This is a genomic window from Planococcus sp. MB-3u-03, assembly GCF_002833405.1.
Lineage (GTDB): Bacteria > Bacillota > Bacilli > Bacillales_A > Planococcaceae > Planococcus.
On sequence record NZ_CP025135.1, the window covers coordinates 2602966 to 2617657 of the forward strand.

General features: G+C 49.7%; 13 protein-coding genes and 2 pseudogenes. 1 reads left to right on the forward strand and 14 read right to left on the reverse strand.

Going from position 1 to position 14692, the window contains the following annotated elements:
* Positions 1 to 869 precede the first annotated feature (869 nt).
* From CW734_RS14300 to CW734_RS14350, 11 genes and pseudogenes are all read right to left on the reverse strand, one after another.
* The gene (locus CW734_RS14300; protein ID WP_101191280.1) at positions 870 to 1859 is read right to left on the reverse strand and encodes an L-threonylcarbamoyladenylate synthase; all 990 of its coding nucleotides are present in this window, start codon (positions 1857 to 1859) and stop codon (positions 870 to 872) included.
* An 88-nt stretch (positions 1860 to 1947) separates the two neighbouring features.
* Entirely contained in the window at positions 1948 to 2823 is an 876-nt protein-coding gene (prmC, locus tag CW734_RS14305) for a peptide chain release factor N(5)-glutamine methyltransferase (RefSeq protein ID WP_101191282.1), read from the reverse strand.
* Positions 2810 to 3887, reverse strand: a pseudogene (gene prfA / locus CW734_RS14310) (peptide chain release factor 1). Before prfA ends, prmC begins: the two are co-directional and overlap by 14 nt.
* A gap of 194 nt (positions 3888 to 4081) precedes the next feature.
* Positions 4082 to 4674: pseudogene (locus CW734_RS14315) on the reverse strand (thymidine kinase).
* 153 nt (positions 4675 to 4827) lie between these two features.
* Complete coding sequence (rpmE, locus tag CW734_RS14320; RefSeq protein WP_058382951.1) at positions 4828 to 5043, reverse strand: 50S ribosomal protein L31; 216 nt, start codon at positions 5041 to 5043, stop codon at positions 4828 to 4830.
* A 150-nt stretch (positions 5044 to 5193) separates the two neighbouring features.
* Entirely contained in the window at positions 5194 to 6477 is a 1284-nt protein-coding gene (rho, locus tag CW734_RS14325; protein WP_101191284.1) for a transcription termination factor Rho, read from the reverse strand.
* 116 nt (positions 6478 to 6593) lie between these two features.
* Positions 6594 to 7559 carry a class II fructose-bisphosphatase gene (gene glpX / locus CW734_RS14330; RefSeq protein WP_101191286.1) on the reverse strand — a complete coding sequence of 322 codons (966 nt, stop codon included), beginning with the start codon at positions 7557 to 7559 and terminating at the stop codon, positions 6594 to 6596.
* Between the two features lie 73 nt (positions 7560 to 7632).
* Positions 7633 to 8931 (reverse strand): UDP-N-acetylglucosamine 1-carboxyvinyltransferase, encoded by a 1299-nt coding sequence (locus CW734_RS14335; RefSeq protein ID WP_101191287.1) that lies wholly within the window; start codon positions 8929 to 8931, stop codon positions 7633 to 7635.
* 26 nt (positions 8932 to 8957) lie between these two features.
* Positions 8958 to 9608, reverse strand: coding sequence for a fructose-6-phosphate aldolase (gene fsa / locus CW734_RS14340; RefSeq protein ID WP_058382947.1), 651 nt, complete (start codon positions 9606 to 9608; stop codon positions 8958 to 8960).
* 57 nt (positions 9609 to 9665) lie between these two features.
* Complete coding sequence (locus tag CW734_RS14345) at positions 9666 to 10529, reverse strand: class II fructose-bisphosphate aldolase (RefSeq protein ID WP_068487016.1); 864 nt, start codon at positions 10527 to 10529, stop codon at positions 9666 to 9668.
* Positions 10530 to 10616: 87 nt separating this feature from the next.
* Positions 10617 to 10976 carry a response regulator gene (locus tag CW734_RS14350; protein ID WP_101191289.1) on the reverse strand — a complete coding sequence of 120 codons (360 nt, stop codon included), beginning with the start codon at positions 10974 to 10976 and terminating at the stop codon, positions 10617 to 10619.
* Positions 10977 to 11046: 70 nt separating this feature from the next.
* On the opposite strand from CW734_RS14350, the gene CW734_RS14355 reads away from it, so the two are divergent.
* Positions 11047 to 11532, forward strand: coding sequence for a DUF2529 family protein (locus CW734_RS14355; protein ID WP_101191291.1), 486 nt, complete (start codon positions 11047 to 11049; stop codon positions 11530 to 11532).
* A 95-nt stretch (positions 11533 to 11627) separates the two neighbouring features.
* Here the strand turns inward: CW734_RS14355 and CW734_RS14360 are convergent, their stop codons facing one another.
* The 3 genes from CW734_RS14360 to CW734_RS18380 form a co-directional block, all read right to left on the reverse strand.
* Entirely contained in the window at positions 11628 to 13226 is a 1599-nt protein-coding gene (locus tag CW734_RS14360) for a CTP synthase (protein WP_101191293.1), read from the reverse strand.
* Between the two features lie 274 nt (positions 13227 to 13500).
* Complete coding sequence (gene rpoE / locus CW734_RS14365; protein WP_101191295.1) at positions 13501 to 14094, reverse strand: DNA-directed RNA polymerase subunit delta; 594 nt, start codon at positions 14092 to 14094, stop codon at positions 13501 to 13503.
* A 61-nt stretch (positions 14095 to 14155) separates the two neighbouring features.
* Entirely contained in the window at positions 14156 to 14329 is a 174-nt protein-coding gene (locus CW734_RS18380) for a hypothetical protein (RefSeq protein WP_157824170.1), read from the reverse strand.
* Between the last annotated feature and the right edge of the window lie 363 nt (positions 14330 to 14692).

Consider the following 14692-nt stretch of genomic DNA (forward strand, 5'->3'; position numbering starts at 1 on the left):
AGCGTGTGTCTACCTATTATTATACCGCATTTTATCGAGCTATTGTATGGATGCGGATTGTGCTGGAATGTGTTGGAGTTTTGTGGATAGCTGGACTGGAGAGTGAATTACATTGTTCATTGATCTTTTCTACGTGAAGCAGCCGCCTCCCCCTTTGGGCATGCGAAGAAGGGCCACTGTTGAGTATCTTCATCCACTGGTTGTCGCTGCTTAGCTGGACTTGAGAGCGAGATCGATTGTCTATTGGACATTTCATCACGAACTAGTCGCCTCCCGCTTTGGGCTGGCCTCCCGCCATGAGCCAAGAAGAACGCTTGACTCATGGCTTCGGCTCGCCCTTGTGCGCGGTTCGGCTTTTAGATTTCATTGGATGTTGTGTGCGAGAAAGTATCGGTGTTGATTAGATGCATCTGTTGGTGGAGATGCTTAGCTAGACTTGCTAGTGGTGAAGTTGCCATAGCTATCCAATTTGGACTTACGCAGCAGAACAAAATTATTCGCACTAAGTGCAGTGCCAAATGCATTTCATTTCCTCTCTAAAATTAGAGATGGAGCGGAAAGGGGCCGACGCCTGAGGGACCGCGCGGGCTGGCGAGACAAATGTGCCGCGCTCTTTGCGGCACATTGGCTCAACACCCGCCCCTCGGCAAGCGTGCCCCTTGTAGCGGAATCTCTTCCACTAACAGCCCCACTATCCATCTTCAAAATGTCGACGTCCTATCGCATCAGCTGCATGACCTGCATCCTGCAGGCCCAAGCGTGCCCTTTACAGCGGAATCTCCCCCCTCTCCCTTATTTAAAACAACAAAAAAACCACTGGGGAATTTCCCAGTGGCTTTGCATTCTGTCATCTAATTCACTTGCTTGAATCAACTGAACCATTTATGATCCGCTGCTTTTTCCAGGCGGTTCATCAGGGCAGCGTCTTCATTTTCCGGCAACACGCATGCCAGTATCAAATCAGCATCCGTCTGGTCGCATCTGCGCAAGCTGTCGTATAACTTATCCACAGCAAGCGGGAAGCAATAATCAGCTGTCTCGAAATCCTCACGGCTCAGTACAGCGATTTTTTTCTTCTTGCCGTGGATATGGTCAATTGCTTTTTCGATGAGCTTGCTATTGTGCTCGATCAAATAAAGCGGAGCAGCCGGTGCATAATGGGCATATTTCATGCCGGGCGATTTCGGCGTATTGCCTTTTGTCTCGGAAGACAAACGGACCGTGCCGATCACTTCTTCCAATTGTTCTTTCGTTACTTGGCCTGGGCGCAGGATAACAGGCGGTGCACTCGTCATGTCGAGCACGGTCGATTCGATGCCGACCTGTGTCGGTCCACCGTCCAAAATGAGCGGAATCTTGCCGTTCATATCGAAATAGACATGCTCAGCCAAAGTCGGGCTCGGTTTTCCACTCGTATTGGCGCTCGGTGCTGCGACTGGCTGCTTCAGGCGTTTTAATAAATTCAACGCAACCGGATGGTTCGGTACGCGAATGCCTACTGTCGGCAAGCCTGCTGTTACGTTAGAAGCAAAGGTATCCGGTTTCGCCTGCATGATCAAAGTCAGTGCCCCCGGCCAAAAAGCATCCATACATTGCAGGGCTTTTTCCGGAACATCTTCGACATACTCCAAGGCGGTTTCTTTGGAATCCACATGAACAATCAATGGATTGTCGGTTGGGCGGCCTTTCGCTGCGAAGATTTTATCGACAGCGGTCGCGTTCATCGCATCCGCGCCGAGGCCGTAAACGGTTTCGGTCGGAAATGCAACGACTTCTCCCCCGCGAATATAATCCACAGCTTGTGCATAACTTTCATCGTTATTCACATGTTCATCCACAAGAATTGTTTTTGTTTCCACCTAAACATCTCCAGTACAATAAGGTTTTGGCGACAATATCCACATTTTGTGGATAACACCCCTTAACATCAGGTGATTTGTGCACAAATTACTCTAAAATACAAAATACCATGCGGTCGTGTTTGTTGATATCTTTTTTGCAATAGACGCGTGCTTCAGGCAAGGCTTTTTGGAACAATTCCGTTACAGCGGCACCTTGGCTGCTGCCGATTTCAAGCCCGATGATGCCTGGGCGGCTGATCAATCCAGGTACTTGTTCTGCCAATGTTTCGTAAGCCGCAAGCCCGTTGCTGTCTGCGAATAAAGCTTCATGCGGCTCGAATTCGCGAACGGTATCAGACAAGCCCGGCGCTTCGTGATGGGCGATGTACGGCGGGTTGGACAGGATGATATCCCATTTTCTCCCCGCAAGCGGCGCTGCTAGGTCCCCTTTTGTGAAATGGACATCTGCGCTCAAAGATTCAGCATTGCGTTCCGCCATGAACAAGGCTTCTTCGGAAATATCCGTCGCCATCACTTCCGCTTCAGGCAATTCGCATTTCAAGGTGATCGCAATGACTCCGCTGCCTGTTCCGATATCAGCTGCCTGTACTTCTTCCGTACCGAAAAGCTCACGCTTCAACTTCAAGGTTTCTTCGATCAGCTCTTCTGTTTCCGGGCGTGGGATGAGAACAGCTGGCGAAACTTGGAAGGTTCTGCCGTAAAATTGTTCAATGCCCGTCAAATGCTGGACGGGTACGCCTTCAACCAATTCTTCGACATTGGCCCAATAGGCTTCAAATTGGCGCTCTTCGATTTTATCGCGCATTGCTGCGACCAAACCGGAGTAATCCACTCCCAATTCATGCTGCAACAGAATACGGGCCGGCGTTTCTTCACGGCCGTATTGCTTTACATAATTTGTCGCTTGCTCCAAGGCTTCATATACAAATTCCACTGTCGTTAAGGTTTCAACTTTGTTCATTGTTCAAACTCTCCATCCTCGTTGATTGTTCATCGATCACCAGGGCGTCAACAATTTCATCCATCTTGCCTTGCAGGATTTGATCCAGCTTCTGGATGGTCAATCCGATACGATGGTCCGTCACTCGGTTTTGCGGGAAGTTGTAAGTGCGGATGCGCTCTGAACGGTCACCTGTACCGACAGCGGATTTACGTACGGAATCATATTCAGCTTGTGCTTCTTGTTGGAATTTTTCATATACGCGGGCGCGCAACACTTTCATGGCACTCGCTTTATTCTTGATCTGGGATTTCTCATCTTGGCACGTGACGACAATATTTGTCGGTAAATGCGTCAAGCGCACCGCCGACATCGTCGTATTGACCGATTGGCCCCCTGCACCTGATGATGCATAGGTATCGACACGGATATCGTTATCGTGGATATCGACTTCGACTTCTTCTACTTCCGGCAAACATGCGACCGTCGCTGTCGAAGTATGGATGCGTCCCCCGGATTCGGTTTCAGGAACACGCTGTACACGGTGGGCGCCGTTTTCGTATTTCAGCTTGGAATAAGCGCCTTTGCCGGTCACCATAAAGACCAATTCCTTAAATCCGCCAATTTCCGTCTGGTTCGAGTCCATGATTTGGACTTTCCATCCGTTAGTTTCAGCAAAGCGGGAATACATCTTGAACAAATCGCCTGCAAATAGGGCCGCTTCATCGCCGCCTGCTGCACCGCGGATTTCCATGATGACGTTTTTATCATCGTTCGGGTCTTTTGGAATCAATAGGATGTGAAGGCGTTCTTCCAATTCTTTTGAACGCCCTTCGAGTTCAGAGACTTCTTCTTTGACCATTTCACGCATATCGGCATCCATTTTTCCTCAAACATGGCTTTGAATCGGCCAATTGCGTCTGGACATCCTTATATTCACGGTACGTTTCCACAGTTTCCTGCAGATCGGATTGTTCTTTGGAATAATCGCGCAGCTTGTTCGTATCGCTGACAATATCCGGGTCACTCAACATTTCGTTGAGACGGTCGTATCTGTCCTCGACAGACTGTAAACGGTCAAACATTGTTTTCACCTCTAGTTTCTTCTATATAAATAGTACTTACAACTTTACATTTCCTACATTCAGCAAAATGCTTCGCTTTCCTGCGGGCGAGCGCCAAGCCTCCTCAGTCGCTTTGCGCCTTGCGGGTCTCGGCTTTCTCGCTTTCCCGCGGGAGTCTCCGCAGTTTTGCTTCATTTTGCTTAGGTTTCAGACATTTATTCTGTAACCGTAACACCGGCTGGGACTTCATGGTGATGGCGGCAGCGCGGTTCGTAGGCTTCGGAAGCACCGACTAAGATGATCGGGTCATCCGAACCGGCAGGCTTGCCGTCGATCAGGCGCTGTGTGCGGCTTGCGGAGATCCACACACCGTGCAGACGGCCTGCAATTTGGTCACTTGCTCCGCGATCGACAACAAGGATGGCATCGGACCGAACGGCACGCCACGGAAATCCTGGTCGAGGCCTGCGACAATTACGCGGAAGCCGTGATCGGCCAATTTTTGCACATGGTCGACGATTTCCATATCAAAGAATTGCGCTTCATCGATGGCGATGATATCAAATTCGTCAGTTATATATTCTTTCATCTCGCCGGAATGCCCGATCGGCAGCGCGATGACCGTAGTTCCGTTATGGGAGACAACCGCTTCCTCGCTATAGCGGTTATCCAATTTCGGCTTGAATACCGCAATTTTCTGCTTGGCGAATTGCGCGCGGCGGATGCGGCGGATCAGCTCTTCGGATTTTCCGGAAAACATGCTTCCACAGATCAACTCAACCCATCCGGTCTGTTTCATGACGTACATAGTGGAGACCCCTTTCAAACATTTGCTGTTAATATCATACCAAAAATGGTGGGTGTGCCTATCATTTTTCTGCTATGTAATTGATTTTTTCCGTTCCTTGACGAAAAAAAATACCCATCCGGCGTTTTCGCGACGGACGGGTATAATAGTGACTTAGTTGTTGATTTCTTCTTTGAGGCCGTATTTTTTGTTGAAACGGTCTACGCGGCCATCTGCAGCTGCGAATTTTTGGCGTCCAGTATAGAATGGATGACATTCTGAGCAAAGCTCAACGTTGATGTTTTCCTTTACTGAACCTGTTTCGAATGAGTTGCCGCATGAGCAAGTCACTGTTGCTTTTTTGTACTCTGGGTGAATACCTGTTTTCATAATATTTTCTCCTCCCGCCCTGAACCATCTGGAACAGAGTTTAATCTATTTTGCCTATTGCCTTACACGGCTCGTTAGGCCGTATATGCAATAGTACTGTTTTGTTTCACTCTTATAATCATATCAAAACTCATGGGATTTTGCAAGCAATCAATTCGTCTTTCGCGGAGTGCGCGATGACTTGCTGTCTCTTGGCAATTGCCCGAAAAACTCTTCATTGGTCTTCGAATGGCTAAGCTTTTTCATGAAGCGCTCGGTAAAGTCCGGCGAATCCGAGAAGGTTTTTCGGATAGTCCATAGTTTATCAAGTTGTTCCGGATCCATCAACAATTCTTCCTTGCGTGTGCCGGAACGGCGGATATCGAGCGCCGGGAAAATGCGGCGTTCAGCCAAGCTGCGGTCGAGATGCAGCTCCATATTGCCGGTACCCTTGAACTCTTCGTAGATGACTTCATCCATGCGAGATCCCGTATCAACAAGCGCTGTCGCGAGGATCGTCAAGCTGCCGCCTTCTTCGATATTGCGTGCAGCCCCGAAAAAGCGTTTCGGGCGGTGGAATGCAGCTGGATCGATCCCGCCGGAAAGCGTGCGGCCGCTTGGCGGAATGACCAGATTATACGCTCGCGCCAGTCGCGTGATCGAATCCATCAAGATGACGACATCACGCTTGTGCTCGACAAGGCGCATGGCGCGTTCGAGAACCAGCTCGGCTACTTTGACGTGGTTTTCAGGAACTTCATCGAAAGTCGAAGACACTACATCAGCGTCGACGGAGCGTTCGATATCCGTGACTTCTTCCGGCCGTTCATCGATCAGCAACACGATCAGTTCCGCTTCCGGATGGTTGGTCGTTACGGCATTGGCGATTTCCTTTAACAACATCGTTTTTCCGGCTTTTGGCGGTGCGACGATCAAGCCGCGCTGGCCGAAGCCGACCGGCGACACAAGATCCATGATGCGTGTGGATAAATGTTCCGGCCCGGTTTCTAGGCGGATATGGCGATCCGGATACAGCGGCGTCAAGCCCGGGAAATGGACGCGTTCTTTTGCGACTTCTGGGTCTTCGCCGTTGACGGCTTCTACTTGAAGCAACCCGAAATAGCGTTCATTTTCTTTTGGCGGACGGACTTTTCCGGATACTTTATCGCCGTTTCTAAGGTCGAATCGGCGGATTTGGGAAGCGGAAATGTAAATATCCTGTGAACTCGGTGAATAATTGATCGGGCGGAGGAACCCGAAGCCTTCCGATTGGATGATTTCCAGGATGCCTTCCATGAAAAAGAAGCCTTCCTGTTCCGCACGAGTTTTCAAAATGGCGAAAATCAATTCTTTTTTCGTCAGTTTGCTGTAATTGTTCAGCTTGTATTCTTTTGCCAAGTTATAAAGCTCTTTGAGCGTCATATTTTCCAATGCAGAAATTGTCATCGTTGCCATCTAGTTGGACACCACACTTATCATTAGTTTCAGAATTTCTGGGGAATTTCTCTTGTTCTGGAGTCATTAAAGAAGGAGCCCGGCATAAAGCCGGACTCAGGTTTGGAGTATGGAAATCAATCTTTCATGACGAGATCCGGTTTTTTCTTGAGGCTGTGGCGCCCTTCGACAAAACGAACCGTGCCGGATTTTGCACGCATGACCAAGGTATGGCTTTCGGCAAAAGAACCTTTCAGCTGAACGCCGCGAAGAAGTTCTCCGTCAGTGATCCCTGTCGCTGCAAAGATCGCATCGTCGCCTTTGACCAGGTCATCCATCATCAACACTTTGTCGACTTCAAGGCCCATATCTAAGCAGCGCTGTCTTTCCTCGTCATCTTGAGGAACCAGCTTGCCTTGAAATTCACCGCCGAGGCATTTCAATCCGACTGCTGAAATAACCCCTTCCGGAGCTCCGCCGATGCCAAATAGGATGTCGACGCCCGTTTGGTCGAAAGCTGTATTGATCGCACCGGCGATATCGCCGTCAGTAATCAATTTGATGCGTGCTCCCGCATCGCGAATTTCCTTGATGATCTGTGCATGACGCGGCCGGTCAATAATCGTGGCAACAACGTCTTCGATATCCTTGTTTTTCGCTTTAGCGACTGCGCGCAAATTGTCGATGACCGGAGCGTTAATGTCAATTTTGCCGACAGCTTCGGGGCCGACTGCAATTTTGTCCATATACATATCCGGTGCATTGAGTAAATTTCCACGGTCCGCAATCGCCAGGACAGCAATTGCATTCCAGCCGCCCGCAGCGACAATATTCGTGCCTTCTACAGGGTCGACCGCGACGTCCACTTCAGGGCCGTCACCTGAACCAAGTTTTTCACCGATGTAGAGCATCGGTGCTTCGTCCATTTCGCCTTCACCGATTACGACGGTTCCGCGCATCGGGATCGTATCGAATACGGTCCGCATCGCTTCCGTTGCCGCATCGTCCGCTTCATTTTTCAGGCCGCGGCCCATCCATTTTGAAGAGGCGATTGCTGCCGCTTCTGTAATCCGCACTAATTCCATCGAAAGACTTCGTTCCATAATTCATTTTCCTCCGTTCAATCTTTGTATATGCCATCTATATTGTAGCATATATGCAAACGCCTTTAGAGAGTCAATTCACGTCAGAACTGAGGTCGGACTTCCCGCTCGCCACAGGGTCGATCGTTTCGCGGCGAATGTCAGCGCCAAGCCCCCGCAGCTTTTCGATGATGTTCGAGTAGCCGCGTTCGATGTGATAAATCTCCCGCACTTCCGTTTCGCCTTCTGCTAGTAAGCCGGCGATGACAAGTGCCGCGCCTGCACGCAGATCAGAGGCGACAACGGTCGCAGCATTCAACGGGGTCGGCCCGGTAATGATGGCAGCACGCCCTTCGACGCGCCCGACCGCGTTCATGCGGCGCAGCTCATCGATGTGCTTGAAGCGCGCCGAATAAATGGTATCGGTGATCATCGAAGATCCGTGCGCTTGTGTCATCAAGACCGAGAACGGTTGCTGCAGATCGGTCGCAAACCCTGGATAGACCAAGGTCTTCACGTCAATCGGCTGCAAGTTTTCGGTTTTCGGAATATGGATCGATTCTTCATCTTCCTGAACTTCGACGCCCATTTCACGGAGCTTCGCAGTTAAGGCTTCCATATGGAAAGGAATGACGTTGTCGATCGTCACGCCATCGCCGGCAGCGGCAGCCATGATCATGAATGTGCCCGCTTCGATGCGGTCAGGAATGATCGTATGGTTGGTGCCGTGCAATTCATCTACGCCTTCGATGCGAATGACGTTGGTGCCGGCGCCTTTGATTTTCGCGCCCATATTGGTCAAGAGCGTCGCGACGTCAATGATTTCCGGCTCTTTCGCCGCATTCTCGATGACCGTCTGCCCTTTCGCGCGAACGGCAGCGAGCATGATATTGATCGTTGCGCCTACGCTGACAACGTCCAAGTAGATTTTCGCGCCGCGCAGTTCGTCGGCACGCAAATAAATCGCCCCGTGCTCATTGGCCACTTTTGCGCCAAGCGCTTCGAAGCCTTTAATATGCTGGTCGATTGGGCGCGGCCCAAGGAAACAGCCTCCTGGAAGGCCGATCGCAGCGTGCTTGAAACGACCAAGCATCGCGCCCATCATATAGTAGGAAGCCCGCAATTTCTTGACGTTGCCGTTTGGCAGCGGCATGTCGACCATTTCAGTCGGGTCGATTTGCATGACGCCGTCTTCGAATGTGACGGATCCTCCAATTTCTTCCAAAATACTTTTCAGTGTCCAAACATCGGATATTTCTGGCAAACCTTCAATCGATACTGGCGAATTCGCCAAAATCGAAGCCGGGATCAGAGCCACAGCGCTGTTTTTAGCGCCGTTGACTTTAATCGTTCCGGACAGGCGTTTGCCGCCTTTTATTTTATAAACGTCCATTGTATTTCTCCTTTTCCCTGTCAGCCTTATTTCACAGAGCGGGTTTCCCAATCGGCTAGGAATGCTTCGATACCTTTATCCGTCAACGGATGCTTGAACATCATTTCAAGCACTTTCATCGGCATTGTGCCGATATGCGCGCCGTTAAGCGCTGCTTCCGTCACGTGTTGCGGATGGCGGATCGAAGCAGCGATGATTTCTGAATCGATGTCGTGGATTGCGAAAATCTCAGCAATCTGTGCAATCAAATCCATGCCGTTGTGCCCGATATCATCAAGGCGCCCAAGGAATGGTGAAACGTAAGCTGCTCCAGCGCGTGCTGCAAGAAGCGCTTGGTTGGCGCTGAAGATCAATGTGACATTGACTTTCTTGCCTTCGCCAGCAAGAACCGCACATGCTTTCAAGCCTTCCGGAGTCATTGGCAATTTCACTGTGATGTTTGGCGCAAGTTCAGCCAGTTCACGGCCTTCTTTGATCATGCCTTCTGAATCAAGTGCGATGACTTCGCCGCTGATCGATCCGTCGACAAGGTCGGCGATTTCTTTCAGGCGGTCGTGGAACGAGACATCTTTTTCTTTTGCGACAAGCGATGGGTTAGTTGTGACACCCGAGAGAATGCCCCAAGCGTGTGCTTCTTTAATTTCGTCGAAGTTTGCTGTATCAATGAAAAATTTCATGTATGGTTTCCTCCTGTATGTGGAAAAAGAGACGGATTCGCCTCTCTTCCCAAATTTTTATGAATTTGCTTGTTGTGAACTTCCGAAATCGCGCATTTTACCGATGACAGTCGCTTTGATCGCATCGCGAGCTGGCGTCAAGTATTTACGTGGATCGTAGACGTCTGCATCAGATGCCAATTTTTCGCGGATTGCTTTCGATGCGGCAAGTTGGCTTTCCGTGTTGACGTTGATCTTCGATGTGCCAAGTGAAACCGCACGTTGAACATCTTTCAGCGGGATGCCTGTACCACCGTGCAAGACAAGCGGGACATCACAAAGCTGTGAAATTTCTTCCATTTCAGCGAATCCGAGGTTCGGTTCGCCTTTATACGGCCCGTGGACCGAGCCGAGCGCTGGCGCTAGGCAATCAATGCCTGTCTGTTCGACAAGCGTCTGGCATTCTTTTGGATCAGCGTAAATGACGCCTTCTGCGATGACATCATCTTCCTGTCCGCCAACTATGCCCAGTTCCGCTTCTACGGAAACGCCTTTAGCGTGAGCGTACTCAACCACTTTACGCGTAATTTCAATATTTTCTTCAAATGGATGATGCGATGCATCGATCATCACTGATGTGAAACCTGCATCGATTGCTTCTTTGCATTTTTCAAAACTGGAACCATGATCTAAATGGATAGCGACCGGAACTGTAATATTGTAATCATGCATCAGGCCTTTCACCATATGTACGACAGTCGTGAATCCACCCATATAGCGTGCTGCACCTTCTGAGACGCCGCAAATGACCGGGGATTTTTCTTCCTCCGCCGCCTGCAGGATCGCTTGTGTAAATTCTAGGTTATTCAGGTTAAATTGCCCGATGGCATAACCTTCCTTCTTACCTTTTATCATCATTTCTTTCATCGAAACTAATGGCATTATTATTTTTCCTCCTCAGAATAGGCACATGCCCAATATCTTTTTCACTATATCAAAAATGGCGCTGTTTCGCCACTCGGTGCCTGTTTAATCACCAATCAGCTCGCGAACGGCATCGCGCAGTTCGAAAACATCGAAGGGTTTGGTGAAATAACGAACCACCCCCCAATTCATCGACTCTTCGATCACGCCCATTTCGCCGTAAGCCGTCATCATGATCACTTGGCATTTCTTGTTGCGCTTTCTCAGCCGCTTCAATAATTCGATGCCATCCATTCCTGGCATTTTCATATCCATCAGCACGATATGCGGGCAAATCTGTTCCGTGATCTCAAGCGCCTCTTTCCCGCTGCTGGCAATCAAGGTCTCGTATCCTTCCCGCTCGAATACTTCTTTCAATAACAGGCGGATGCCTTGTTGGTCATCTACTATCAGAATCCTTTTCACATCAGCCGCTCCTTTCCACCTTTTTCGACGAGCAGCCCATTCTGCTATACTCGTCTTGAGGTGAACCCATTTGAAAATATTGACGACACAATTGACCGGCCTGTTCCAGCGCATTGCCAAAGAAGAGCAAGCCATCGAAGATATGGCACGACTTCTCGCCCAAGCGGTCATCGGCGAAGGACGCATCCATCTGGCTGCTTTCGGCGAACTCGATGCTGTCGCAGCCAGTGCTTTGAACGGCGCCGAGACGCTCGAATCCGCGGTTCGTTTCGACCCCGCCGCTGAACTGTCGACTGCCGACCGGGTGTGGATATTAGCCCGGAAAGACGAAGGCGACTCCTTAGCCCAGGAATTGGCCGGACGCGCCGTTCCGTTTGCGATGCTGACAGCTGAAAGCCATGGCAATGAAACGGCGGATGCTTTTCTTTCCATGAACATCGACAAGGGCTTGCTGCCGGGCGAGGACGGCGGACGCATCATGATTCCCCACGGACTCGGCGCTTTGTATGTCTACCATGCCGTTAAGTTAACAATTGATGAAATGCTCGCAAATTAACGAGCCGCAAAAAAGCCTTCCCTGGAATAGGGAAGGCTTTTGCCATCTGATCGATGCCTGCCTTCCAGGAAATGAAGCGGCTTTTCACATGCTGATTACTGGTTGTCCAAAGATGCGCGAACAAATTCACGGAACAATGGCTGCGGACGGTTCGGGCGCGAGATGAATTCCGGGTGGAATTGGCAAGCGACGAACCAAGGGTGGTCAGCGACTTCTATGATTTCAACGAGGCGGCCATCCGGGCTCGTGCCTGTGAATTTGAAGCCGGCTTTTTCGAACTGCTCGCGGAATTCATTGTTGAACTCGTAGCGATGGCGGTGTCTTTCGTAAACGAGCTCTTCTCCGTATGCTTCATACGCTTTCGAGGTCTTATCAAGCTTCGCCGGGTAAAGGCCAAGACGCAATGTGCCACCCAAATCTTCGATGTCTTTTTGTTCTGGCAGCAAGTCGATGACCGGGTACAAAGTTTTCGGGTCGAGTTCAGACGAATGCGCGCCGTCCAAGTTCATGACATTGCGTGCATACTCTACAGAAGCAAGCTGCATTCCGAGGCAGATACCGAAGAACGGCACTTTGTTTTCGCGCGCGTATTGCGTTGCAAGGACTTTTCCTTCCACGCCACGATCGCCAAAGCCGCCTGGCACGAGGATGCCGTCGCAATCCTTGAGTGTTTCTGCTACATTTTCTGCGTTGACATGTTCTGCGTTGATCCAGTCGACTTCAATGTCTGAGTCGAATGCGAAACCGGCATGCTTCAATGATTCCACGACGGAAATATAAGCATCCTGGAGTTCCACGTATTTACCGACAAGGCCGATTTTCACGGATTTCTTCAAGGATTTCACTTTCTCGACGAGTTCGTTCCATTCTGTCATATCCGCTTCTGGTGCTTCGATACCGAAATAATCCAGCACGATTTGGTCCATGTGCTGCTCCTGCAAACGAAGCGGCATTTCATAGATGACATCAACATCGCGGGATTCGATGACTTCTTCGGATTTGATGTCGCAGAACAACGCGATTTTATCTTTCATGTCCTGAGGCACTGGATATTCCGTGCGCACGACGATCAGGTTTGGCTGGATGCCGAGGCTGCGCAATTCTTTTACGCTGTGTTGCGTCGGTTTCGTTTTCATTTCTTTTGCAGCGCCGAGGTAAGGAATGAGCGTACAGTGGATGTACATAACTTCCTCGCGACCGAGGTCCGAACGCATTTGGCGGATGGCTTCTAGGAATGGCAGCGATTCGATATCGCCGACCGTTCCGCCGATTTCCGTGATGACGACATCGGCTTGCGCCGTTTTCGCTGCACGCAATAGGCGGTCTTTGATTTCATTCGTGATGTGTGGGATGACTTGGACCGTTCCGCCCAAATAATCGCCGCGGCGTTCTTTCTGGATGACTGTCGAGTAGACTTTCCCCGTCGTCACGTTTGAATATTTGTTCAAGTTGATGTCGATGAATCGCTCATAATGGCCCAAGTCCAAATCCGTTTCCGCGCCGTCATCGGTAACGAACACTTCCCCGTGCTGGTAAGGGCTCATCGTACCCGGGTCAATATTGATGTATGGGTCGAATTTCTGGATTGTGACACTAAGTCCGCGGTTTTTCAGCAAGCGCCCAAGAGATGCTGCCGTGATCCCTTTCCCTAATGATGAAACCACTCCACCTGTTACGAATATATACTTTGTCATGCTCTGTTTCCTCCTCGAGTAATGAAATAAAATGTGATCGTTCTACAACTTGCAGTCCCGAATCGTGTTCAGCCAGAAAAAGCTTCGGCCATCCAAAAGGGCGGATGGCACGGGTCTTTGCCGCCGGTCGGCAGCACTAAAAAATAAAAAGCGCTCCTCCTGCAAAGCGTGCAGGGGGAGCGCGTTAGCTATACGAATCATCTCTCCTATTTTAAGGAGCCCAATAAAATCTTATCCTGTACAGCCGTTTCCGTCAAGGTAAAAAAAGTTCAGACTACTTCAGCCCATCCTCTTCTTCTTCCTCTTCGTCATCTTCCTCTTCGTCGATGATGTTGCCATCAAGATCTTCTACGAGCACACCGACATCTTCCACTTCGTCGACATCGTCATCATCATCTGTCGAATCGAAATCAAGATCAACGACCGGTGCTTTGACAGCCACTTCGTCATCGTCGTCGTCATCTGAAGAAACATCGCCATCGTCTTCGCCGAAATCTTCGAAGTCCAATTCGTCTTCCAACTCGAGATCCATATCGTCGAAGTCATCATCAGTCGATTTCGATTTCTTCTTCTTGCGGGCTTTGACTGTCGGTGCAGATTCTTCTTCGATCTGCTCGACCGGATACCACTCGCGAAGCCCCCAACGGTTTTCGCCAAGAATCAGGAAGCGGCCATCAATGTTCATGTCAGTGTAGTACTGTGCAAGACGCGCCTTCATCTCTTCTTCAGAGAGGCCGATCAATTGCTGCAATTCAGCGACAAGCTCTGAAAAAGTTTTCGTTTCTTTGGTTTCTTCCAAAATGGCATATGTTAAGTCGACGAACGACTCTTCTAGCAATTCTTCTTTCGTTAATTCACGGATGTTCATTCGTGCACGTCCCTTCTTGTATCGTAACTTAATCCATTATATACAAAGTCCTTGCTGTCCGCTACCGGGATTTCTTTTTTCTGCGCATAAGCTGATCCCACCCGAAATAGAAAAAGTAGGCGGACAGGATTAAAAACGGTATCGAGCCGAGCGCTCTATTGTACAGTACAATAAGCAGCACGACCGCTGCAATGATGATGGCGTAATGGGCAGCTTTGGGCATGGTGTCATCCATCTCTTTTCTCTAGAGTTTCAACTTCTTCCATTATAACGGACTTGAACCGCCAAATCGACCGAAGTGCCGGATGAGATTCGAGTTGTCGATACAACTAAGTTTATAGAGTAAATGTATGTGGGGCAGGTTGCGCTCCAATGGCTGCTTTCCGGGGGGCGGGTGTTGAGCCAATGTGCCAAAGTGCGCGGCACATTTGTCTCGCCAGCCCGCTCGGTCCCCCAGGAGTCAGCCATTTCCGCTCCACCTCTAAGTGTAGAGTGGAAATGAAATTCATCTGTCATTGAAATTAGCGTGAATAGTTTTAGACAGCTTTATTTCGGAGAGAAAAAGATGAAATTAACATAGATCGACACATCTCGCTAT